The sequence below is a fragment of the Sodalis sp. RH15 genome (genome assembly GCF_047324255.1).
In the GTDB taxonomy this organism is placed as follows: Bacteria; Pseudomonadota; Gammaproteobacteria; order Enterobacterales; family Enterobacteriaceae; genus Acerihabitans; species Acerihabitans ligni.
This window is the reverse complement of sequence record NZ_CP178738.1, coordinates 4,749,509-4,772,641: the sequence shown is the minus strand read 5'-3', so window position 1 is coordinate 4,772,641 and position 23,133 is coordinate 4,749,509. Positions and strand designations below refer to the sequence as shown.

The following is a 23,133-nucleotide window of genomic DNA, read 5'->3' as shown; positions in this document are numbered from 1 at the left end:
ATGCATCCATAGCTCAGCTGGATAGAGTACTCGGCTACGAACCGAGCGGTCGGAGGTTCGAATCCTCCTGGATGCACCATTCACTGTTGGAATAGCGCCATCAGTGGTAAGTAGTGAATAAAATAATCGATGTTAGTTGTTACAATATCATTGTTTATTAGGAGATACATTGGATTATGCCGGCATCTTGCGGCAAGTAACAAAAGCGAACGCTTGGGTTATTATCCATCAAACACAATGCATCCATAGCTCAGCTGGATAGAGTACTCGGCTACGAACCGAGCGGTCGGAGGTTCGAATCCTCCTGGATGCACCATTTCCGCCTTGATTAATATCAGTATGAAAACGCTTGTTAATAACAATTAACGCTAATAGCTGAATATTGTTATTTATCAACAAAAATACATGATTCAAGCAGAGAGATACGGTTGCTCAGTAAAGCGGGCTCCGGGTTTTATAAACCACTCATCGTATTGCATCCATAGCTCAGCTGGATAGAGTACTCGGCTACGAACCGAGCGGTCGGAGGTTCGAATCCTCCTGGATGCACCATTTCGCTCTTATCTGCAAACCCTTTCAGCCGTGCGACTCAACCTTTTCCCATGATTCCCTGTGGCCGTAACGCGCTCGTTTCTCCGCAATTCCTCCAATGCCGCCGACAGCTTTCACTCACGGGTTTCCCTCACGGAAAAAAAGACAATGTTATGACTTTGCGTTACAGTAAAGCCCTATTATGGGTATCAGGAAGCGATGATGTACGACCAATACGATGGGCTGATCTTTGATATGGACGGAACGCTGCTCGATACAGAGCCCACCCACCGCAAAGCCTGGCATCACGTCCTTAAGCAATACGGTATGCAGTACGATGAGTCTGCGATGGTATCGTTAAATGGATCGCCAACATGGCTTGTTGCTAAAACGATTATTGACTCTCATCATGCCGCTATGGATCCCTATATCTTAGCCAGTGAGAAAACCGCGGCAGTCAAGGCTATGTTATTGGAATATGTCAGGCCGCTGCCGCTGGTCTCGGTGGTAAAAGAGTACTATGGCAAACGCCCGATGGCGGTTGGCACCGGCAGCGAGCATAGCATGGCTGTGGCGTTGCTCGAACATCTGGGGTTGCTGAGTTATTTTGTTGCGGTGGTGGGGGCGGATGACGTGAGCCATCATAAACCGCATCCTGAGACCTTTTTGCGCTGCGCCGAACTGATGGGTGTCGTTCCGGAAAAATGCGTCGTTTTTGAAGATGCCGATTTTGGAATTTTGGCCGCAAAATCCGCAGCAATGGCCTATGTTGATGTAAGGTGCCGTTAATCGTTAACCGCCAGTATTATTCTTGGCGAAACGGGCCTGCCCAGCCGAGGGTATTTCACTCGCGGCGACCCGGTATAGCACATTCGCACACATATGGGCCGGATGTTAAATGCGTTAATGATAACGATAGATAGCCATAAACGGGCAGATTCAATTATGCTAACCCAATTCAAATTTTTCCGCGGGAGGTCAATTTGATCCCGGACGTATCAAAAGCGCTTTCATGGCTGGAAGCCAACCCCCACGCATTAAAAGGTATTCGTCGGGGGGTCGAACGTGAAACGTTGCGTATTTCCGCCGATGGAAGTTTGGCGCAGACCCCGCATCCCGAATCCCTTGGTGCGGCGTTGACACATAAATGGATTACCACGGATTTTGCCGAGGCGCTGCTTGAATTTATTACGCCGGTAGATGACGATGTTGATCATCTATTAACATTTTTGCGGGATATTCACCGCCATGTGTCGCGCCATCTGGGTGACGAACGCATGTGGCCGCTGAGCATGCCCTGTTTTATCGATAGCTCACAGCCCATCGAGCTGGCGCAGTATGGCTCCTCCAACCAGGGCCGCTTCAAGACCCTGTATCGCGAAGGACTGAAAAATCGCTACGGCGCGTTAATGCAGGCCATTTCCGGCGTACATTACAATTTTTCGCTGCCCTTGGCATTCTGGCAGGCGCGCGCGGGCGTCAAAGACGAGATCGATGGAAAAGATGAAATTTCCGCCGGCTATCTGCGCTTGATCCGTAATTATTATCGCTTTGGCTGGATCATCCCGTACTTGTTCGGCGCGTCGCCGGCAATCTGCTCGTCATTTATTGACGGGCGCAAGACCAATTTGCCGTTTGAAAAAGCCGAATCCGGCATGATCTACCTGCCATACGCCACCTCGCTGCGGTTAAGCGACCTGGGGTATACCAGCAAGTCGCAAAGTCAATTGGGCATCACCTTTAACCGTTTGCCTGAATATATTACCGCCCTGAAACAAGCCATCAAGACTCCGTCCGCGGATTATCAGCGCATCGGCCTGAAGAAAAACGGGCAATATTTGCAGCTGAACACCAACGTCCTGCAAATTGAGAATGAACTTTACGCGCCAATCCGTCCCAAACGCATTACCCGGCCGGGGGAAACGCCTTCAAACGCCTTGCAGCGCGGCGGCATCGAGTATATCGAAGTTCGCTCCCTGGACATCAACCCCTTTTCCCCTATCGGTATCGATGAACAACAGTCGCGCTTCCTGGATCTTTTCCTGATATGGTGTACGTTGGCCGAGGCGCCGGAAATGAGTGCGCAAGAGCTGTTGTGTACCCGGACCAATTGGAATAGCGTCATTCTGGAAGGGCGTAAACCCGGCTTGATGCTAAGCGTTGATTGCGGCGCGGCGCAGATGCCGCTGGCGGACGTGGGCAAAGAATTGTTCAGGGATTTACGGCGCGTGGCGGAAATTCTCGACAGCAATAATCATGACCGGCTCTACCGCCAGGCCAGCGATAATCTGGTGGCGGCTTTCGACGATCCTGAACTAACGTTTTCCGCCCGGATATTAAAGGGCATGCGAGAGCATGGTATCGGAGGGCTGGGTATGAAGCTTGCCAATGATTACCGCCGGATGCTGTGCGACGAGCCGCTGGAAATCTTGACCGAAGAGGCGTTGGCGGCGGAACAGGCGCGTTCATGGCAGCGTCAGCGGGAACTTGAGGCGGCGGATACATTGAGTTTTGATGAATATCTGGCCAAACAGAACGGCGAGTAGATGATAAAGAAAAGGCCACAGAATATGTGGCCAAATAAACATCTCTGAAGACAGGGATGATGATAACAAATGCGCGTCTTTCATATATTCAGACTCGCGGCCAGTAAAAAAGTTTCCACGATCAGTAAAAAAATTAATTATTTTTTAGAGGAGGTGACGATATGCCACTGTTGGATAGCTTTACCGTAGACCACACCCGCATGGCGGCGCCAGCGGTTCGTGTTGCTAAGACCATGAAAACCCCCCATGGCGATACCATCACTGTCTTTGACTTGCGCTTTTGCCGACCAAATCTGGAGGTTATGCCGGAACGCGGCATTCACACTCTGGAACATTTATTTGCCGGTTTTATGCGTAATCATCTCAACGGCGACGGCGTGGAAATTGTCGATATTTCCCCCATGGGATGTCGTACCGGGTTTTATATGAGCCTGATCGGCGCACCGGATGAACTCCGGGTTGCCAAAGCATGGAAAGCCGCGATGGAAGATGTGCTGAAGGTAACCGATCAGAGAAAAATCCCTGAACTGAACGAATATCAATGCGGAACCTATCATATGCACTCCCTGCCGGAAGCGCAGGAAATAGCCCGGCATATTCTCGATAGCGACGTTCGGGTAAATCACAACGAAGAACTGGCTCTGCCGAAAGAAAAACTGGCGGAACTGCATATCTAAGTTAGCTAAAGCCCTTCTAGCGAAGGGCTTTTTTATAGGATGGTGTTTTATGCAGGGGGCTAAACGGCTTCTTCCACGCCCGCTTTAAACGCTTTGAGGGGGGTGATGCGCACCTGCTTGATCATATTGTCCTGTACCGCCAGAATCTCTATCTGGTAATTGCCTATCTGGGTGTGTGTGCCCACTTCCGGAATATCCTGCAACGCCTCCAGCAGCATACCGTTCACCGTGCGCGCCTCTTCCTCGGGCAGCGTCCAGTTAAAGGCCTTGTTCAATTCGCGGATATTGGCGCCGCCTTCAATCAATACCGAGCCGTCGCTTTGCGGGATAACTTCTTCCGCCAGGGTCGGCGACATGGAGGTGGTGAAATCGCCGACGATTTCTTCAAGAATATCTTCCACCGTCACCAGACCCTGTATATCTCCGTATTCATCGACAATCAGCCCGACCTTTTCCTTATTGCGCTGGAATTTGACCAATTGAATATTCAGCGGCGTGCCTTCGGGGATGTAGTATATTTCATCGGCGGCGCGCAGCAGGTTTTCCTTGGTGAACTCCTGCTTTTCCGTCATTAGGCGGTAGGCTTCGCGCACCCTCAGCATACCGATGGCGTCGTCAAGATTATCCCGGTAGAGCACGATGCGTCCATGGGGCGAATGGGTAAGCTGGCGAATGATGGAGCGCCATTCATCGTTAACATTGATGCCGACTATTTCATTGCGCGGGACCATAATGTCGCCGACGCTGACCTTTTCCAGATCCAGCACTGAAATCAGCATGTCCTGATTGCGGCGGGAGATAAGCGAGCGGGATTCGTTCACGATGGAACGCAGCTCGTCTTTGCTTAAGGCATCATTCAGATTGGAAGGGACTTTTATGCCCATGATGCGCATCAGGATGCGGGTGATAATATTGAGCAGCCACACCAGCGGCAGCATGATTTTTTGCAGCGGCACCAGCAGCAGGCTGCTGGGCAGCGCGATTTGTTCGGGATAGAGCGCCGCCACCGTTTTCGGCAGCACTTCGGCGAACAGCAGGATCACAAACGTCAGGACACCGGTGGAAATCGCCACGCCGATATCGCCATAGAGCCGCATACCGATAATGGTCGCCAACGCCGATGCGAGAATATTCACCAGGTTATTGCCGATCAGCACCAGGCTCAGCAGACGATCGGTGCGGCGCAGTAATTTTTCCACCCGACGGGCGCCGCGGTTGCCCTGTTTGGCCAGGTGGCGCAGACGATAACGATTGAGGGTCATCATCCCGGTTTCCGAACCGGAAAAATAGGCGGACACCAGTACCATAATGACTAATATTATTATCAGTGTACTGGTCGAAACATGTTCCAACGTGGAAATTCCTTATAGGCGTTAAACGTGACGGCTGATTGCGGACAGTGGTTCAGCCCGCCATGACATTTTGCCAAACGCGGCTACCGAAGTAGGCCAGTGTCAACAACAGTATCCCCAGCAGGCTGAGCCACACCACGCGGCGGCCTCGCCAACCCTCATGGTAATGACCCCATAATAATGCAATATAAACAAACCAGGCCGCAATCGAGAGCACCGCTTTATGCTGATTTTCGCCGCTGAACATGTTTTGCATATACAGCAAGCCGCTGCCCAGGGTCAACGTTAACAGAATCACACCAACCTGGGTGATGTGGAACATCTTTCGCTCAATGGTCATCAACGGCGGCATATCAGCGCTGAAGCTCAATTTTTTGGTCTTCAGCAAATGATCCAGCCAGGCCAGCTGGCCGGCATACAGCGCGGCGATAATCAGCACGGCATAGGAAAACAGCGCCAGTCCGATGTGCACCAGCAGTCCCGGCGTTGACTCCAGATGGGTAATGAATTCTCCCGGCATAATGGTGGCGGCCGCCACATGGATCATCGCCAGAATATAAACCACCGGCAGCAGGAACCAGCCCCGGTTGCGGGTGGCCACCACGGTCATCACGATGCAAATCATCAGGCTGACTAATGAGCTGATATTCAGCAGACTCAGGTTTTGCCCCGCCTGAACCGAAAAAATCCGCAGATAGAGCGCACAGGCGTGGCTAACCAGCGCCACGAAGGCCGACAGCAGCGCCAGACGGCGGTAAGCACTGTTCCTGCGCAAAATGCCCGGCAGAATCAGGCCAAGACTTAATGCATAGGCAATAAAAGCCAGAAGGGCTATCCAGGACATATCGGCTTGGGACTTAACCTAAAGAGAGTGAAACGCACAGTATAACGTTAGCGGCGCCCCGCACCAACCGTTCTCGTCGTCAATGCAGCGATATGTCGCTGCTTCGTGTTATAATGGCCGTAATAATGTCGCAGCCGCGGCCGGACCTCAGGTTGAGTAGAGAACGATGTTTGAAAATTTATCCGATCGGTTATCCCGTTCATTGCGCAATATCAGCGGCCGGGGCCGCCTGACAGAAGACAATATCAAAGAAACGCTGCGTGAAGTGCGCATGGCACTGCTGGAAGCCGATGTGGCTTTGCCCGTGGTGCGTGATTTCATCAACCGGGTGAAGGAAAGCGCGCTCGGGCAGGAAGTGAACAAAAGCCTGACGCCGGGTCAGGAATTCGTCAAAATCGTCCGCACCGAACTGGTCACCGCCATGGGGGCCGAGAACAACGAGCTCAATCTGGCCGCCCAACCGCCGGCCGTGGTGCTGATGGCGGGCCTGCAGGGTGCCGGTAAAACCACCAGCGTGGCGAAGCTCGGGAAGTACCTGCGCGAGAAGCACAAAAAGAAAGTCCTGGTGGTCTCGGCGGACGTCTATCGTCCGGCGGCGATTAAACAGCTGGAAACCTTGGCCCAGGCCGTCGCGGTGGATTTTTTCCCGTCAGACGCGGGACAGCGTCCCCTGGATATCGTTAACGAGGCGTTGCAGCACGCGAAGCTGAAATTCTACGATGTTCTGCTGGTGGATACCGCCGGTCGCTTGCACGTCGATGAAGCCATGATGGACGAAATCAAACAGATCCACTCGGCCATCAAGCCGGTGGAAACGCTGTTTGTGGTGGACGCCATGACCGGCCAGGATGCCGCCAACACCGCCAAGGCTTTTAACGAGGCGCTGCCGCTCACCGGCGTGATACTGACCAAGGTTGACGGCGACGCCCGCGGCGGCGCCGCACTGTCCATTCGTCAAATCACCGGCAAACCGATTAAATTCATGGGGGTCGGCGAAAAAACCGAGGCCCTTGAAGCGTTCTATCCTGACCGCATCGCCGGCCGCATCCTCGGCATGGGGGATGTTCTCTCGCTGATTGAGGATATCGAAAGCAAGGTAGACCGCGCCCAGGCTGAAAAATTGGCCAATAAGCTGAAAAAAGGCGATGGCTTCGATTTAACCGATTTTCTCGATCAGCTTAAACAAATGCGCAGCATGGGCGGCATGGCCAGCATGATGAGCAAGCTGCCGGGGGTAGGCCAGCTGCCGGCCAATGTGAAATCGCAAATGGACGACAGCGTCTTGACCCGCATGGAGGCCATCATCCATTCCATGACGCTTAAGGAGCGCGCGCAGCCGGAGATTATCAAAGGCTCGCGTAAACGCCGTATCGCCAGCGGCTGTGGGCTGCAGGTTCAGGATGTCAACCGTATGCTCAAACAGTTCGACGATATGCAGCGTATGATGAAGAAGATGAAGAAGGGGGGAATGGCGAAAATGCTGCGCGGCATGAAGGGTATGATGCCGCCCGGATTCCCCGGTCGCTAGCTGTATACCCTTCATCTTTCGCGTTGCCGCCTTGTCGCGACTCGAAATCTATTGGGTATAGAGATTGCTTTTTGCTCCAAAACGAGTAATATTTTGGGGCTTTTTATACGGCAACCGGACCCCGTTCCTCGATGGGGCCCGGTTGTTTTATTCACTAAAGAGGATGTTATGGTAACAATTCGTTTGGCACGTGGCGGCGCAAAAAAACGCCCGTTCTATCAAATCGTCGTGACCGATAGCCGCAATGCGCGTGATGGTCGCTTTATTGAACGTATTGGTTTCTTCAACCCGATCGCAACCGGTCAGGCGGAAACCTTACGTTTGGATCTGGATCGCATCCAACATTGGGTCGGCCTGGGCGCAACTGTTTCCGATCGCGTTAGCGCGCTGATCAAAGATGCTAAGCAAGCGGCTTAATCTGTCGCGGTGGTCGTTATGAGCAAACAACTCCTTACCGCTATTCCCACCAAGCCCGTTGTTCTGGGTAAATTGGGGTCGACGTATGGTATTCACGGTTGGCTCAGAGTGTTTTCTTCCACTGAAGAATCCGAAAGTATTTTTGACTACCAGCCCTGGTTTATCAAACGGGGCGGCGAGTGGCAGCAGCTTGAGCTGCAAGGCTGGAAACACCACAATCAGGATTTGATCATAAAGATCAAAGGCATGGAAGACCGGGAAGCCGCGAGTCTGCTGACGAATTGTGAAATCGTCGTCGATTCAACGCAATTGCCGCCGCTGGAAGCGGGTGATTATTACTGGAAAGACCTTATGGGTTGTCAGGTAGTGAACACCTCGGGTTATCAGCTCGGCAATGTCATCGATATGATGGAAACCGGCTCCAATGATGTGATGGTGGTGAAGGCCAACCTGAAAGATGCCTTCGGCATGCAGGAGCGATTGATTCCGTTCCTCGACGGGCAGGTTATCAAGAACGTCGATCTCAACGCTCATATCATCGAGGTTGAATGGGATCCGAATTTTTGACCCCGAATGTCAAGCAGTGATACTGGGTGGAATGTGTTATGTGGATTGGGGTAATCAGCCTGTTTCCCGAAATGTTCCGCGCGATTACTGATTACGGGGTAACCGGCCGGGCAGTAAAAAACGGCCTGCTGGATATGCAGTGCTGGAGTCCGCGTGATTTCACCCATGACCGGCATCGTACCGTGGACGAACGCCCTTACGGCGGCGGACCGGGCATGCTGATGATGGTGCAGCCTTTACGGGATGCGATTCACGAGGCGAAAAACAAGGCAGGCGAAGGGGCGAAGGTGATTTATCTCTCCCCCCAGGGACGCAAGCTCGATCAGCAAGGTGTGAGCGAGCTGGCCGCGAACCGGAAGTTAATCCTGGTGTGCGGCCGTTATGAAGGTATAGACGAGCGCCTGATAGCCACCGAAATTGATGAAGAATGGTCAATTGGCGACTATGTGCTCAGCGGCGGCGAACTGGCCGCCATGGCGTTGATTGACGCCGTTTCCCGGTTTATCCCCGGGGTGCTGGGACACGAGGCATCGGCGGCGGAGGATTCATTCGCCGAGGGGTTGCTGGATTGTCCTCACTATACCCGTCCCGAGGTGTTGGCAGGCATGGAAGTTCCGCCGGTATTGCTGTCGGGCAACCATGCTGAAATTCGTCGCTGGCGCCTGAAACAGTCGCTGGGCCGCACATGGCTTAGAAGACCTGAACTTCTGGAAAGCCTAGCTCTGACTGACGAGCAAGCAAAGTTGCTGACTGAATTCCAACGGGAATATCAGTTTGAGCGACAACACTAATAGGGGTATGGCAGCTTTGTCGCTGACAACCCGAACACTCAGTTTATCTAGGGTAAGAGACCTATTATGAGCAACATAATTAAACAGATTGAAGAAGAGCAGATGAAGCAGGACGTACCTGCATTCCGTCCGGGTGATTCCGTGGAAGTCAAGGTATGGGTTGTTGAAGGTACTAAAAAACGTCTGCAGGCATTCGAGGGCGTGGTTATCGCTATTCGTAACCGCGGTCTGCATTCTGCATTCACTGTTCGCAAAATTTCCAACGGCGAAGGTGTAGAGCGTGTTTTCCAGACGCACTCACCGGTTATCGACAGCATAACAGTTAAACGCCGTGGTGCCGTTCGTCAGGCCAAACTGTATTACCTGCGTGAACGTACCGGTAAGTCCGCTCGTATCAAAGAGCGCCTTGGCTAAGCGTACGCTTTCGCAACATCCGAAAGCAAAAAGTTATCAAGGTCGGCCTAAGGGCCGGCCTTTTTTTACCGCATTGCTTCGACGGCATGCCGATATAACGCTGCTGGAAGGCTAACCATATCCCTTAGCAGCCGATACAAAGCTGACGAGGATTGGGAAAGCATTGCTGGGATAAGCGTGTTTGCTTCGCGCGCGCAATAGGCTGGGATGCCGTATTTCTGCGTAACATCACAGGGCTTATAGCTATCARAMAWTTTTATGAGTTTATCCTCACTAAGCGCTTCTACTTGTTTGAATGGGCTCGTCGCGCCGTAGTCGTTAAAATCGAGGCCAAACATGTCTGATAACATTTTTGCCATTGCATCCAGAAAAGTCTGATTTATAAATAATTTTTCATGGGATTTATCTATTGTAAATTCGAAATTTTCAGGTATGTAACAACTATGTCCATATTCACTATAGACTTGCTTAAGGTTTTTTATTTCAAAAATTTTATTAACAAATGAATCGAAGATAATAGAACGTCTCCGATTGTTAATTACAAAATCAAGCCGCGCTGCGCCATGGTCGCCCGTTGATTCAACCGCTGTAACGCACTGTACGGTTAATTGAAGGGATTCTATGGTTTCGTTATCATAACCATGGGCAAGGAGGTTTTTTCTCAAAAAGAGCGCTAACAGCGTCGCGGTGAGTATGGCAAATGCGCCACAGTTGCCGCAGCGGGTGTTGAGCGTGTTATGCATAAGATTTATTGTATAAGGAATAATATAATCTATTTCAATATTATCCTGAATTTTCATGAAGTAAAAATTTTTTTTGATAATATTATCATACTTAAATAATAATCTATTTTTCACATTCTTCTTAAGTTCACAAATAGCGGACTTGGTCAGGTAAAAAGACTCTTTCTGTGCTATTTCAATAGCCGAACGGCTGCTGGAATAACAAATAATGGAACGTGTAAAGTCCATGCATTCCGTCGCTATATTGATAATGTTCTTTATAACTCTGGTTATCTGTTGCTGATCCAAAGGTGTCATAATGACGCGCGTCCGGTTTTTAGCAGCAGCAAAAAATTTATTTGGATATTTAATCTCATGCTGATTTTTTTCATTGGAGGTCCAGCTAGATTTATCTTGCTCTTTGGAACAGAGCATTACCAATTCATTCCGTAAACTAGAATCAGATTGTTGGGACAATAACATGCTAAAATAAGCAAGAAATTCTTGATCATTGACATAGCCGGTGTAAACCCTGTCAATCTCCATGGTTGTATTGGCCGAAGCATAGGCAGGGAAGTTCAATCTCTTGAAATTAGCCTGTATTTCTTCTTCTTGGTATATTTCATTTAACAAGGGTTCTATAATATAGCCGTGCTTATAGCCATCAAAATCGTAGAATTCCAATCTGACCACTACGCAGTCGCCCGTTCCCGTGATTGCTTTTAATACGGAAATTTTGGGTGCGATTAAGTCAATTTCTGTTTGATTATAATTATTACTCTTAAGGGTTTTTATCAGCGTGCTCTTTAAAAGTAGTGCAATCAGGATATTTACTTCTCCTATTTTTCCTACGCCTTTACGAAAAAATTTTACCAGTGCTTCAACATAGGATAATTCTCTATCTGCAATTTCCTGTTCAATATTAACCGATTCCAAAAAATCGTGATAAACATAATTGATATATTCTTTATCATAGTGGGGATAACTAAGTGAGTCGCCGGAGTGATCTCCCGCCGCGACAAGCCTATAAAACTTTATGGTAGAAGATGCACTCATTTTTTTAACGGTATATTCAACTATCTGCTCGCAGTGACAGAGAATATTTTTTATCAGCTGTTCATTGCGCAAGGAATCTGAGAAGGTGGACATCGGTAAAACTGTCCATGGAATAGAAGCGTTGAACGTATTTGATATAGGCATTGGGTGATCTCTTGGTATTGATAGGGTCATTAAGGCTTAAGGGAGACACCCTATATTAAAAAATGGTAACACCAATGTAAAGCCTCTTAATAGCATGAGGTGGAGGCGTTTTTTACTATTTTTTCAATTTGAGATGTTTTATAAATCCCATAATTTATTACTTATAAATATATTAGATTAAAAATTATGTTGATGGTTTTATAAATATGACTATGCGTATAAGAGAAATGTTATTTTAGGAAACAAAGGTTCACTGCGGTGGGAGTTGCGCTCCAAGCACAAGTCTCAGCGGATAAAATCAGCCAAGCAAGAATTTATGCTAGGGTGGGATTGTCATTTCGACACTCTTCGCAAGCCGATATGACAAACAGGTCATGCCTATCCTTTATCCCGGCCCTTTAGCCATTCCTGCCTAAGCTGCTCCGCATTATCCGAGGCATCGCAAGCCGCGGGAAATTTACGTCCTTGCTTCCCTAAGGCCAACATCTTGTCCGGCAGGCAGATCTCAGACTGTCCCGAGCTATAACCCTTCAAATAATCATCGCGGTCGATTTGCGGGTTGCCGTACCATTCAGCCAGCGTATTATTGTCGCGCACGATTTTCCCCGCCAACGCGTCGTGATAACCCGCTTGAAACCATTGTGAACCACCCGACCCCGTGGACGGCGGTGGAGACGTCGATCCACAACCTGTCAGGAGAAACAGCAGGGTGCATAGGGCGGGTTTTTTCATTGGCACCGGACCTTAATGCGGGATGGTTATGGTTTATGATAGGAGTTAACCCGGTATTATGCGACAGGTTTTCGCGGACGCAGAGGCTGTCCGGGGTGTGCTTGACAACAGGTAGGGCGGCCGTCGTACCCTTGCATTAACAATTTCCCCTCTATCCCCTTAGCGTAAATTGCGTGTACTTTTACTGTAAATTAAAGTTTACACTGGCTTCTATTGTAGCGCCGCCAAGTGCCGGTAAAGCCTTTTTTTCTGCAGAGAAATTCGATTTTATTGCTGTGTAATATATTAATTTATATATACTTTATGGGGAGATATTGGTTATTGCCCACGTGATCCAATCCTTGATTTGCCGCGTGTCGAAAATGAGTACAGGTAGTACTATTATATTTACACTTATGGATTGAAAACTTTACGTGCTGTGGTATCGTATGTGCCATACGCTGACGGCGGGTGATGACTTTACGATATACGGCATGGTTCATTGCTGAAGAGGTTATTTTGCGTTAACTCTCTTTCATCGGCAATCTTCAGCCAGATAACCTTTACCGTCAGAAACTTTGGCAAGGCAATATGGGTCAGGACAGTATCATGCAAAAAGACGCGCTCAATAATGTGCATATCATCGACGAGCAGGTGATGATTACCCCGGAAGAACTGAAACGGCAGCTACCCTTGACCCGGCAGGAACAGCAATCCATCGCCACGTCCCGTCAAACCATTGCCGATATCATACACGGCCGGGATCCGCGCCTGCTGGTAGTCTGCGGTCCCTGTTCCATACACGACCCCGATTCCGCCCTGGATTACGCCCGTCGTCTTAAAGCGCTGTCAGAAGAATTAAGCGACCAGCTCTTTATCGTCATGCGGGTCTATTTCGAAAAGCCGCGCACCACCGTGGGCTGGAAGGGGCTTATCAACGACCCGTACATGGACGGTTCGTTTGAAGTTGAAGCCGGGCTGAAAATGGCCCGCGGCCTGTTGCTGGAACTGGTGCGCCTGGGCCTGCCTTTGGCCACCGAAGCATTGGATCCCAATAGTCCGCAATATGTCGGCGATCTGTTCAGCTGGTCGGCCATCGGGGCGCGGACCACCGAATCGCAGACCCATCGGGAAATGGCGTCGGGGCTTTCGATGCCGGTGGGGTTTAAAAACGGCACCGACGGCAGTCTGGCCACCGCCATCAATGCCATGCGCGCCGCCGCCATGTCGCACCGTTTTTTAGGCATCAATCAGGCGGGGCAGGTGAGCCTGTTGCAAACCCGGGGGAATCCGGACGGCCACGTGATCCTGCGCGGCGGCAAACAGCCTAACTACCATCGCGAAGATATTCTCGACTGCGAGCTGCAGATGGCCAAAGCCGGTTTGAACGCGGCCCTGATGATTGATTGCAGCCACGGCAATTCTAATAAAGACTACCGCCGCCAGACGGAAGTGGCACAATCGGTACTGTCGCAAATCAAGGAAGGAAACCGTTCCATCATCGGCCTGATGCTGGAAAGCCATATTAATGAAGGCAATCAATCATCCGATCAACCGCGCAGCGCGATGCAATACGGCGTTTCGGTCACGGATGCCTGTATCAACTGGCAAAGTACCGATACACTGTTACGACAGATGCACGATGAGTTGCGCGACGTTTTGACAGGACGATTGTCGGGAGAATAAGACGTATGGTTGCCGAGCTGAACGCATTACGCGATCAAATTGATGAAGTGGACAAATCGCTGCTGGCATTGTTGGCCAAGCGCCTGCAACTGGTGGCAGAGGTGGGCGAGGTTAAAAGCCGCTACGGCTTGCCTATCTATGCACCGGACCGCGAAGCGGCCATGCTGGCGTCACGCCGCGATGAAGCCGTAGCGCAGGGGGTTCCCCCCGATTTGATTGAAGATGTGTTAAGACGGGTCATGCGCGAGTCTTACAGCCACGAAAACGACAAAGGGTTCAAAACCCTTTGCCCCCATTTGCGTCCGGTGGTGATCGTCGGCGGCCGGGGGCAGATGGGGCGGCTGTTTGAAAAGATGCTGGGGCTGTCAGGCTATCAGGTCAGAATATTGGAGCAGGAGGATTGGCCCCGGGCGGAGTCTCTGCTGGCGGATGCGGGCATGGTCATTGTAAGCGTGCCCATCCATCTCACCGTGGAGGTTATCGAACGCCTGCCGCCGCTGCCGGAAGACTGCATTTTGCTTGATGTCGCATCGATAAAAAATGCGCCCCTGCAAGCGATGCTGGCGGCTCATCCCGGCCCGGTCGTGGGGCTGCACCCGATGTTCGGTCCCGACAGCGGCAGCCTGGCAAAGCAGGTGGTGGTCTATTGCGACGGCCGGCAGCCGGAGGCCTATCAATGGCTGCTGGAGCAAATACAGGTCTGGGGCGCGCGCCTGCACCGCAGCAGCGCGGTGGAACATGACCAGAATATGGCCTTTATCCAGGCGCTGCGTCATTTCGCCACCTTTGCCTACGGTATGCATCTGGCGGAAGAGAATGTCCAGCTGGAGCAGCTGCTGGCGCTCTCATCCCCCATCTACCGGCTGGAATTGGCCATGATTGGCCGCTTATTCGCCCAGGATCCGCAGCTCTACGCCGATATCATCATGTCTTCCGAAAGCAACCTGGCGCTAATCAAACGCTATTATCAGCGTTTTGGCGAAGCCATTACCCTGTTGGAACAAGGTGATAAAGACGCTTTTATTGCCCGTTTCAAAAAAATTGAACGCTGGTTCGGCAGCTATGCGCAACGTTTCCTGGAGGAGAGCCGCCTGCTGCTGCGCCAGGCCAACGACAGCCGCCGGTAGCGCCGGTAGGTCTTGGTGGGCGGCAGTGTCAAATGCCGCCCATCGTCATATCTACTGCAACGGTTGCCAGTGCCCCGATGCCGGGTTAGGGAGCACCGCGTAAGCGGTTCTCCCGATTATCGATTGCCCGGCTATTTCCAGACTTAATGCCCCAGGCAACCTCAATGCCCTTGGCTATGCGGCTAACTGGGATCCACCGGTACCACATTCTCGCTGGGATAGCAGCCCAGAACTTTAAGGGAACGGGTAATGGCCAGTAATTCCGTCAGGGCTTTTTGCATCGCCCCATCGCGCAGGTTAGCCTGCACATCGATATAAAACATCTCTTCCCGCGGGTTGCCGTTAATGGGGCGTGATTCAAGGCGGGTCATCACGATGCCGTGATCACGCAGCACCAGCAACGCTTCCACCAGCGCGCCGGATTGCTGGCCGGTGGCCATAATCAAGGTGGTTTTAGCCGGCACCTGCTCCGAAACCTCAATGGCTTTACGGGCGAGAATAATAAAACGCGTGAAGTTCTGCTGCTGATTGGCCAGATTCTGCTCCAGCACCTGCAAACCGTACAACGCTCCGCCGGGACCGCTGCCAAGGGCGGCCGCTTTGGGTGAATTCAGCGCCGCCACTTTTTCCATGGCAGCGGCGGTGCTTTCGCAATATTCAATTTTCCACTGCGGATGGCGGGCGATAAATTGACTGCACTGCTGGAAGGGCTGCGGATGGCTGTACACCACCTCGATTTGCTCCAGGGTGCTCTCGCCGGCCACCAGCATGCAGTGATCGATAGGATTGGTCAGTTCCCCCACCAATGACAAATTGGTGTGCTGCAACAGATCGTAAACATCGTTGATTGAACCGGAACTGCTGTTTTCAATGGGCAGCACCCCGTAGTCGGCCTGACCGGTTTCCACCATCTGCACAATGTCGGTGAATTTCAGGCAGCCGCACTCTACCACCTGATCGAAATAACGCGCTCCGTATTGCCGCGCGGCCAAATGGGAGTAGGAGCCCTTCGGTCCGAGAAAGGCAATGCGCGCCGAGCGTTCAATGGTCTGGTTTAAATTCGATTGCAACAACGCCTGCTGCGTCAGCACCGAATCCTCGATAATCAGCTGGAACAGGCGCGTGACATAAAACCCGTCGAGATTGCGTTTTTTGCCTTCTTCCACCAACTGTCCGAGCATATCGCTCTCACGGCTTTTATCGCGAATGGGCCGGTGAGTGGTCAATTTGTTGCGCGCGACCTCCAGCGCCAGTTCGCGTCTTTCCGCCAGCAGCGACAATAGTTTCAAATCCAGCGCGCTGATGCGCTCCCGTAGCGCTAATAATGGGTTGTCACTCATATGTTTAGTTACCTTTCACGCCGTAATAAAAAAAGCCCCCTGTTGTCAGGAGGCTTTTTGTTCGTCTTCGCATTCTTTCTCACATGACGAGCTGCCTCCCATTCAGGGGAAGGTAAAAAAGAAGGCGAAGAAAAACGGGGTCATGTGCATTGTATCGGCTTAGTGATCTTTTGGAGTGTTTACAGTAACCGCTGGCTTTTCATTCTGTCAATATAAAACGCGCCGTTACGGCGCGTTGTGGGGTGTGACCCGTTATGCGGCGGGAGAAATCCTCCCGGGCCGCCCCTATCGGTTAGAAAACCGCCAGGTTGTTGTTGATCTTGACGCATTCGGTGGCGCGGCGGGCTTCGCCTTTATGCTGCACTTTATTGAGCTGCCGTTCCAGCTTGGTTATCAGCTCATTAATGGCGGCATACATATCCAGGTTACCGGCGCTGGCTACAAGCGGACCGTTTGGCGTGTTCAATGTGGCGTCAGCCACAAATCCCTGCGGTTGTTTTGAGAGGATTATATGAGGGTTTATCAATTGCGTCTGCCACTTGGCGAGCTTTGCCAGACGTTCTTCCACATGTTGACGAATGGCCGGGGTGATTTCCATTTGTTTGCTGGTAATATTGATAATCATATCACTGCCTCTCTGTGTTTTCCCGTCTACGTAATGCCAGCATACCCTCTCGAAGGGCAAAAAGTGTGATAAAGATCACTTTTTATCGGCGGTTCAACAGAGGCTAAGGGGTTTTGTGAACCGGTCTCAGAAAAGGACAATGGGGGCTTGAGAGTTGCCGGCGGATCGGTCATTATCGATGAGATGATTCAGATGCATTCTTGTCGCCGGCGCATGGCGACAAACGAAAACGGCAGCCTTGGCTGCCGTTTTACGTTCATGTAGGCGAGGTTCAGGCGGGATTGGCCTGGATAATCTTCGCTACCTTGTCAGCCTGGCCGGGCAGCCGCAGCTCTTCATAGGCGTTTTGCATTAACGGCAATGCTTGATGGGTTGCCTGGGTATCAGGGAAATCAACCATCATCTGCTCGACCCGGTTGACTACCGCCACATAGGCGCCGCGACGGGTGTAAAAACGCACCACCGCCAGCTCGTAGTTGGCGAGCCGGTCTTTAAGATAAACCAGACGTTTATTGGCATCCGTGGCATACTGGCTGTTAGGATAGCCGCGAATCAATTGGGTGAAGTCCCGGAAAGCCGCACGGGCATGTTCCGGATCGCGGTCGGAACGATCGATGCCGAAGAACCCTTGAATCATGCTGTCATCCAGCGCCATATCCGTCAGACCACGCATATACAGGACGTAATCGACGTTCGGATGTGTCGGGTTCAGACGCAGGAAGCGATCGATGGAGGCCTGGGCCAACGTGAGATCCGCCGATTTGTAATAGGCATAAATCAAATCAAGCTGAACCTGCTGCGCGTAAGGACCGAAGGGATAACGGTTATCCAGTGCTTCCAGTTCTTTGATGGCTCCTTTATAGTCGCCGTCCTGTAATCTCTGTTGTGCGGTGCTGTACAGCTCGGAGGGCGGATTATCAGGAACGGCATCCTTGGAACTGGAGCAACCGACCAGCATCAGGCTCAATGTGGCTGCTGCCACCAGATATTTCATACGCATCATGACGTTTTGCTTATCCTCAGAGTGTTATTCCGGGAGACTGTCCGTTAAGCTCCCGAATGAGACCAGCTACAATAGCATAATTCTAAACGGCATTGCCGTGAAAACCCAACGATAACGAAGAAGCTGCATATGGCACAACAACAACTCCTCACCGCGATGGTGAATGAATCACAACTTGGGCAACGGTTAGATCAGGCTTTGGCCGAATTGTTCCCTGATTATTCTCGCTCCCGTATAAAAATCTGGATCCTCGACAGCCGGGTCCGGGTGAACGGAAACGTGACCGCTACGCCCAAAGAGAAGGTTCTTGGCGGCGAAGCCATTGAAATCGACGCGATTATCGAGGAAGAAACCCGCTGGGCGGCGCAGGATATCGCGCTGAATATCGTGTACGAAGACGACGATATCCTGGTGATAAATAAACCCCGGGATCTGGTGGTGCATCCGGGGGCGGGCAATGCCGACGGCACCATTCTGAATGCGTTGCTGCATTATTATCCCGCCATCGCCGAAGTGCCCAGGGCCGGTATCGTACATCGGCTGGATAAAGATACCACCGGTCTGATGGTGGTGGCAAAAACCGTACCGGCGCAAACCCGGCTGGTGGAGTCATTGCAGGCGCGGGAAATCACCCGTGAATACGAAGCGGTGGCCATGGGGACCATGACCGCCGGCGGCACGGTGGAGCAGCCCATTTCCCGCCATCCCACCAAGCGTACCCATATGGCGGTGCATCCCATGGGCAAACCGGCGGTGACCCATTACCGCATCATGGAGCATTTCCGCGCCCATACCCGGCTGCGGCTGCGGCTGGAAACCGGACGTACCCACCAGATACGCGTTCATATGGCCTTTATCAACCATCCGCTGGTGGGGGATCCGCTCTATGGCGGCCGCCCCCGTCCCCCTAAAGGCGCCTCGGAAGAGTTTGTGAATATGCTGCGCGGCTTTGATCGCCAGGCGCTGCATGCAACCAGGCTGCGGCTGTACCATCCCGTCACCGGCATTGAAATGGAATGGTTCGCCCCGCTGCCGCAGGATATGGTGGAATTAATCGCCGTCATGAAGGCGGATAGCGAAACCTTCGCGGATCAGATGGATTAACCATGGATTCCCTGCTGATTCCCCACTGGCCCGCTCCGGCCAACGTTCGGGCTTATTCCACCACGCGTCTGGGGGGGATCAGCCCGGCGCCCTATGCCTCGCTGAACCTCGGTCTGCATGTCGGGGACAGCCCGGCGGCGGTAGCGCAAAACCGCCGGCGCCTGGAGGTAATGGCACAGTTGCCCGCCTCGCCGAACTGGCTGGAGCAGGTACATGGCACCGATGTGGCGGTCATCAACGAAAGCTGCGGTAACGGCGATACGCCGCCGCGGGCCGACGCCGCCTACACGCGCGCCGCCGGTCAGGTTTGCGCCGTCATGACCGCCGATTGCCTGCCGGTACTGTTTTGCGATCGCGCAGGCACCGAGGTGGCGGCGGCCCATGCCGGCTGGCGCGGATTATGCGCCGGTATTCTCGAGCAAACGCTGGCCCGTTTTCAGTCGGATCCCGCCGATATCATGGCCTGGCTGGGACCGGCCATCGGTCCGCGGTCATTTGAAGTCGGTCCTGAAGTCCGCGAAGCGTTCGTTTCACAAGATCCCCGAGCCGGCGAGGCATTCGTTCCCCACGGCGAAAAATACCTTGCCGATATCTACCACCTGGCCCGTTTGCGGTTATCGGGCGCCGGTATCGGCCAAATTTCCGGCGGCGACCACTGCACTGTGTTCGAAGCATCAACATTTTTCTCCTATCGGCGCGATGGAATCACCGGACGTATGGCAAGTTTGGTCTGGCTGATATAATCTCTCTTACCAAGACGATCCATGGTGGATAACAAAGATTTTCCCAATGTTTGGCGAAATATCCTTGAATTTTAAATAAACGACCTTATTTAATCTCCAGTAGCAATTTTGACCAATATGGGAGGAGTTATGCGTCTGGATCGTCTTACCAATAAATTCCAGCTTGCCCTCGCCGATGCCCAGTCCCTTGCGCTTGGGCGCGACAATCAATTCATCGAACCTTTACACGTCATGCAGGCGCTGCTCAACCAGGAAGGCGGCACGGTACGTCCGCTGCTGCAATCCGCCGGCGTCAATCCCGTGCCGCTGCGCACCGCCATTGAACAGGCGATTGAACGGTTGCCCCAGGTTGAGGGCACCGGCGGCGACGTCCAGCCCTCCGCCGATCTGGTCAGGGTGTTGAATCTGTGCGACAAGCTGGCGCAAAAACGCTCAGACACTTTCATCGCCTCCGAACTGTTCGTGCCGGCGGCCCTCGAGTCCCGCGGCACGCTGGCGGATTTGCTGAAATCAGCCGGCGCCACGCCGGAAAAAATCACCCAGGCTATCGAACAAATGCGCAGCGGAGACAACGTGAACGATCAGGGCGCCGAGGATCAGCGGCAGGCATTGAAGAAATACACCATCGATCTCACCGAGCGGGCGGAGCAGGGCAAACTCGACCCGGTCATCGGCCGTGACGAGGAAATCCGCCGCACCATCCAGGTACTGCAGCGGCGCACCAAAAACAATCCGGTATTGATAGGCGAACCCGGCGTAGGTAAAACCGCCATCGTCGAGGGCCTGGCGCAGCGTATCGTGAACGGCGAGGTCCCGGAAGGGATGAAGCACAGCCGGGTTTTGTCGCTGGATATGGGTTCGCTGGTGGCCGGCGCCAAATATCGCGGCGAATTCGAAGAGCGGCTGAAAGGCGTGCTTAACGATCTGTCCAAGCAGGAAGGGCATATCATCCTGTTTATCGACGAACTGCATACCATGGTGGGCGCCGGCAAAGCCGACGGCGCGATGGATGCCGGCAATATGCTCAAACCCGCCCTGGCGCGCGGTGAGCTGCATTGCGTCGGCGCCACCACCCTGAACGAATACCGTCAGTACATCGAAAAGGATGCCGCGCTGGAACGGCGGTTCCAGAAGGTATTTGTCGCCGAGCCCAGCGTGGAAGATACCATCGCCATTCTGCGCGGCCTGAAAGAGCGTTATGAACTGCATCACCATGTGCAAATAACCGACCCGGCCATCGTCGCCGCGGCGACGCTGTCGCACCGGTATATTTCGGATCGGCAGTTGCCAGATAAAGCCATCGACCTGATTGACGAGGCGGCTTCCAGCATCCGTATCCAGATAGATTCCAAGCCGGAGCCGCTGGACAGGCTGGAACGGCGCATCATCCAGTTAAAGCTGGAACAGCAGGCGCTGAAGAAAGAATCAGACGATGCCAGTATTAAACGGCTGGAAATGCTCAACGAGGAGCTGTCGCAAAAAGAGCGGGAGTATTCCGAACTTGAAGAAGAGTGGAAAGCGGAAAAAGCCTCGCTATCCGGCACGCAAAATCTGAAGGCCGAACTTGAACAGGCGAAGATATCCATTGAACAGGCCCGGCGGGTCGGGGATTTGGCGCGCATGTCCGAATTGCAGTACGGCAAAATTCCGGAACTGGAAAAGCAGCTGGCGGCGGCATCCCAGGCCGAGGGTAAAACCATGCGCCTGCTGCGTAACCGCGTCACCGACGCTGAAATAGCCGAAGTGCTGGCGCGCTGGACCGGCATACCGGTATCGCGCATGCTGGAAAGCGAGCGGGATAAACTGGTGCGGATGGAAGAAGAACTCCATCAGCGGGTCATCGGCCAGAACGAAGCGGTGGAAGCCGTTGCCAATGCCATCAGGCGCAGCCGCGCCGGCCTGGCGGATCCCAATCGGCCCATCGGGTCGTTCATGTTCCTCGGCCCCACCGGCGTCGGCAAGACGGAGTTATGCAAGGCGCTGGCGACGTTCCTGTTCAACAGCGATGACGCCATGGTGCGTATCGACATGTCCGAGTTTATGGAAAAACATTCGGTGTCCCGTTTAGTGGGCGCGCCTCCGGGATATGTCGGCTACGAAGAGGGCGGCTATCTGACGGAAGCCGTTCGTCGGCGTCCCTATTCGGTGATCCTGCTGGACGAAATTGAAAAGGCGCACCCGGATGTCTTCAATATCCTGCTGCAGGTATTGGATGACGGACGCCTTACCGACGGACAAGGCCGAACGGTGGATTTTCGTAATACCGTGGTCATCATGACCTCCAACCTGGGCTCGGATGTTATCCAGGAACGCTTCGGCCAAATGAATTACCAGGAAATGAAAGAAATGGTGCTGGGCGTGGTCAGTCATCATTTCCGGCCGGAGTTTATCAACCGGGTTGATGAGGTGGTGGTATTCCATCCGCTGGCGCGGGAACATATCACCCGCATTGCGCAGATTCAGCTGCAGCGGCTGTACAAACGCCTGGACGATCGCGGCTATAGCATGACGCTGACGCCCGCGGCCTTGGAATTGCTGGGCCAGACCGGGTTCGATCCGGTTTACGGCGCACGGCCGCTGAAGCGGGCTATCCAACAGGAAATTGAAAACCCGCTGGCGCAGCAGATGCTGTCCGGCAAGCTGATACCCGGCAAGCCTATCACCATGGATGTAAAAGACGGCCATATCGTCGCCGTGCAATAAAACGTCCGCCGGCTTTTATCATTGCGCCGGCTTGATGCCTTCAAAAGCCCCGGGGGGTTTAACTCCGGGGCTTTTTTATCGGGATAAGGATAAACGCCAATAAACGCTGCCGTGAAAGCATCCCCGCTGCTTTAGAGCGTTACCGAGAAACTATCCGGTTTAATAATGAGCAACTAAACTTTATTTTGAAAATAGTGCTTGTCTCGCCTCGGGAAGTCCCTATAATGCGCCTCCACTGACCGGGATTAACCGCTGCGACGGACCGGGTCGGGAAGGGAAAAGCGCTTTGTTAAAACAAATAAAAGCTTGACTCTTCAGCGGGAAAACGTAATATACGCAACCCGCGCCAGGTGAGATTTTAGACCTCCCCGGCCATGCTCTTTAACAATTTATCAGACAATCTGTGTGGGCACTCACAAGACCGTATCGAAACACAACAATACAAGTCTTGAAGAGTGACAAACAGTTAATTCAAAAGATTAACCAGATGAAATCTTTGAGC

Annotated in this window: 21 protein-coding genes, 3 tRNA genes and 1 other annotated feature; of the genes, 16 read left to right on the top strand and 8 right to left on the bottom strand. The window is 52.6% G+C overall.

Translation table 11 applies throughout. The annotated features are described in order from the left end of the window. The first annotated feature begins 2 nt into the window (after window positions 1–2). The 6 genes from ACL2XO_RS21710 (at window position 3) to luxS (ending at window position 3,754) form a co-directional block, all read left to right on the top strand. Window positions 3–79, top strand: a tRNA-Arg gene (locus tag ACL2XO_RS21710). A 160-nt stretch (window positions 80–239) separates the two neighbouring features. Continuing rightward, window positions 240–316: transfer RNA gene (locus tag ACL2XO_RS21705), tRNA-Arg, on the top strand. Between the two features lie 159 nt (window positions 317–475). Continuing rightward, window positions 476–552, top strand: a tRNA-Arg gene (locus ACL2XO_RS21700). Window positions 553–753: 201 nt separating this feature from the next. Then, window positions 754–1,320 (top strand): fructose-1-phosphate/6-phosphogluconate phosphatase, encoded by a 567-nt coding sequence (gene yqaB, locus ACL2XO_RS21695; RefSeq protein ID WP_132928018.1) that lies wholly within the window; start codon window positions 754–756, stop codon window positions 1,318–1,320. A 194-nt stretch (window positions 1,321–1,514) separates the two neighbouring features. Further along, window positions 1,515–3,077 carry a glutamate--cysteine ligase gene (gshA, locus tag ACL2XO_RS21690; protein WP_413741503.1) on the top strand — a complete coding sequence of 521 codons (1,563 nt, stop codon included), beginning with the start codon at window positions 1,515–1,517 and terminating at the stop codon, window positions 3,075–3,077. Between the two features lie 161 nt (window positions 3,078–3,238). Then, window positions 3,239–3,754, top strand: a complete 516-nt coding sequence (luxS, locus tag ACL2XO_RS21685; protein ID WP_203524815.1) for an S-ribosylhomocysteine lyase — start codon at window positions 3,239–3,241, stop codon at window positions 3,752–3,754. A gap of 59 nt (window positions 3,755–3,813) precedes the next feature. Here the strand turns inward: luxS and ACL2XO_RS21680 are convergent, their stop codons facing one another. Then, entirely contained in the window at window positions 3,814–5,106 is a 1,293-nt protein-coding gene (locus ACL2XO_RS21680; protein ID WP_132926214.1) for an HlyC/CorC family transporter, read from the bottom strand. A 52-nt stretch (window positions 5,107–5,158) separates the two neighbouring features. Beyond that, window positions 5,159–5,950 carry an inner membrane protein YpjD gene (locus ACL2XO_RS21675; RefSeq protein ID WP_132926216.1) on the bottom strand — a complete coding sequence of 264 codons (792 nt, stop codon included), beginning with the start codon at window positions 5,948–5,950 and terminating at the stop codon, window positions 5,159–5,161. 166 nt (window positions 5,951–6,116) lie between these two features. Here ACL2XO_RS21675 and ffh point away from each other — a divergent pair, with 166 nt between their 5' ends. The 5 genes from ffh (at window position 6,117) to rplS (ending at window position 9,667) form a co-directional block, all read left to right on the top strand. Then, entirely contained in the window at window positions 6,117–7,478 is a 1,362-nt protein-coding gene (gene ffh, locus ACL2XO_RS21670; protein ID WP_413741502.1) for a signal recognition particle protein, read from the top strand. A gap of 168 nt (window positions 7,479–7,646) precedes the next feature. After that, entirely contained in the window at window positions 7,647–7,895 is a 249-nt protein-coding gene (gene rpsP / locus ACL2XO_RS21665; RefSeq protein ID WP_132926220.1) for a 30S ribosomal protein S16, read from the top strand. An 18-nt stretch (window positions 7,896–7,913) separates the two neighbouring features. Then, complete coding sequence (gene rimM, locus ACL2XO_RS21660; protein ID WP_203524814.1) at window positions 7,914–8,462, top strand: ribosome maturation factor RimM; 549 nt, start codon at window positions 7,914–7,916, stop codon at window positions 8,460–8,462. Between the two features lie 38 nt (window positions 8,463–8,500). Continuing rightward, window positions 8,501–9,253 carry a tRNA (guanosine(37)-N1)-methyltransferase TrmD gene (gene trmD, locus ACL2XO_RS21655; RefSeq protein WP_132926224.1) on the top strand — a complete coding sequence of 251 codons (753 nt, stop codon included), beginning with the start codon at window positions 8,501–8,503 and terminating at the stop codon, window positions 9,251–9,253. A gap of 66 nt (window positions 9,254–9,319) precedes the next feature. Continuing rightward, complete coding sequence (gene rplS, locus ACL2XO_RS21650) at window positions 9,320–9,667, top strand: 50S ribosomal protein L19 (protein ID WP_132926226.1); 348 nt, start codon at window positions 9,320–9,322, stop codon at window positions 9,665–9,667. A gap of 65 nt (window positions 9,668–9,732) precedes the next feature. Here the strand turns inward: rplS and ACL2XO_RS21645 are convergent, their stop codons facing one another. Both ACL2XO_RS21645 and ACL2XO_RS21640 read right to left on the bottom strand, forming a co-directional pair. Then, window positions 9,733–11,589, bottom strand: a complete 1,857-nt coding sequence (locus ACL2XO_RS21645; protein WP_413741501.1) for a hypothetical protein — start codon at window positions 11,587–11,589, stop codon at window positions 9,733–9,735. 378 nt (window positions 11,590–11,967) lie between these two features. Then, the gene (locus ACL2XO_RS21640; RefSeq protein WP_413741500.1) at window positions 11,968–12,321 is read right to left on the bottom strand and encodes a DUF2799 domain-containing protein; all 354 of its coding nucleotides are present in this window, start codon (window positions 12,319–12,321) and stop codon (window positions 11,968–11,970) included. 588 nt (window positions 12,322–12,909) lie between these two features. On the opposite strand from ACL2XO_RS21640, the gene ACL2XO_RS21635 reads away from it, so the two are divergent. Both ACL2XO_RS21635 and tyrA read left to right on the top strand, forming a co-directional pair. Then, the gene (locus ACL2XO_RS21635; protein ID WP_413725404.1) at window positions 12,910–13,986 is read left to right on the top strand and encodes a 3-deoxy-7-phosphoheptulonate synthase; all 1,077 of its coding nucleotides are present in this window, start codon (window positions 12,910–12,912) and stop codon (window positions 13,984–13,986) included. Window positions 13,987–13,991: 5 nt separating this feature from the next. Continuing rightward, window positions 13,992–15,113 carry a bifunctional chorismate mutase/prephenate dehydrogenase gene (tyrA, locus tag ACL2XO_RS21630; protein WP_132926232.1) on the top strand — a complete coding sequence of 374 codons (1,122 nt, stop codon included), beginning with the start codon at window positions 13,992–13,994 and terminating at the stop codon, window positions 15,111–15,113. A gap of 182 nt (window positions 15,114–15,295) precedes the next feature. On the opposite strand, the gene pheA is transcribed toward tyrA, so the two are convergent. The 4 genes from pheA to bamD form a co-directional block, all read right to left on the bottom strand. Beyond that, on the bottom strand, window positions 15,296–16,453 hold the full coding sequence (gene pheA, locus ACL2XO_RS21625) for a bifunctional chorismate mutase/prephenate dehydratase (protein ID WP_132926234.1): 1,158 nt from the start codon (window positions 16,451–16,453) through the stop codon (window positions 15,296–15,298). Window positions 16,454–16,478: 25 nt separating this feature from the next. Beyond that, window positions 16,479–16,604 (bottom strand) — a sequence feature (Phe leader region). Beyond that, window positions 16,556–16,603, bottom strand: a complete 48-nt coding sequence (pheL, locus tag ACL2XO_RS21620) for a pheA operon leader peptide PheL (RefSeq protein ID WP_132928019.1) — start codon at window positions 16,601–16,603, stop codon at window positions 16,556–16,558. (Overlaps the previous feature by 48 nt.) A gap of 141 nt (window positions 16,605–16,745) precedes the next feature. Beyond that, complete coding sequence (gene raiA, locus ACL2XO_RS21615) at window positions 16,746–17,078, bottom strand: ribosome-associated translation inhibitor RaiA (protein ID WP_203524810.1); 333 nt, start codon at window positions 17,076–17,078, stop codon at window positions 16,746–16,748. Between the two features lie 271 nt (window positions 17,079–17,349). Continuing rightward, a complete protein-coding gene (gene bamD / locus ACL2XO_RS21610; RefSeq protein ID WP_132926238.1) occupies window positions 17,350–18,081 on the bottom strand; it encodes an outer membrane protein assembly factor BamD in 732 nt (243 codons plus the stop codon). A 129-nt stretch (window positions 18,082–18,210) separates the two neighbouring features. Between bamD and rluD the strand changes: the two genes are divergently transcribed. The 3 genes from rluD (at window position 18,211) to clpB (ending at window position 22,631) form a co-directional block, all read left to right on the top strand. Continuing rightward, a complete protein-coding gene (gene rluD / locus ACL2XO_RS21605) occupies window positions 18,211–19,185 on the top strand; it encodes a 23S rRNA pseudouridine(1911/1915/1917) synthase RluD (protein WP_132926240.1) in 975 nt (324 codons plus the stop codon). A gap of 2 nt (window positions 19,186–19,187) precedes the next feature. After that, window positions 19,188–19,928 (top strand): purine nucleoside phosphorylase YfiH, encoded by a 741-nt coding sequence (gene yfiH, locus ACL2XO_RS21600; RefSeq protein ID WP_413741499.1) that lies wholly within the window; start codon window positions 19,188–19,190, stop codon window positions 19,926–19,928. 129 nt (window positions 19,929–20,057) lie between these two features. After that, a complete protein-coding gene (clpB, locus tag ACL2XO_RS21595; protein WP_132926244.1) occupies window positions 20,058–22,631 on the top strand; it encodes an ATP-dependent chaperone ClpB in 2,574 nt (857 codons plus the stop codon). Window positions 22,632–23,133 lie beyond the last annotated feature (502 nt).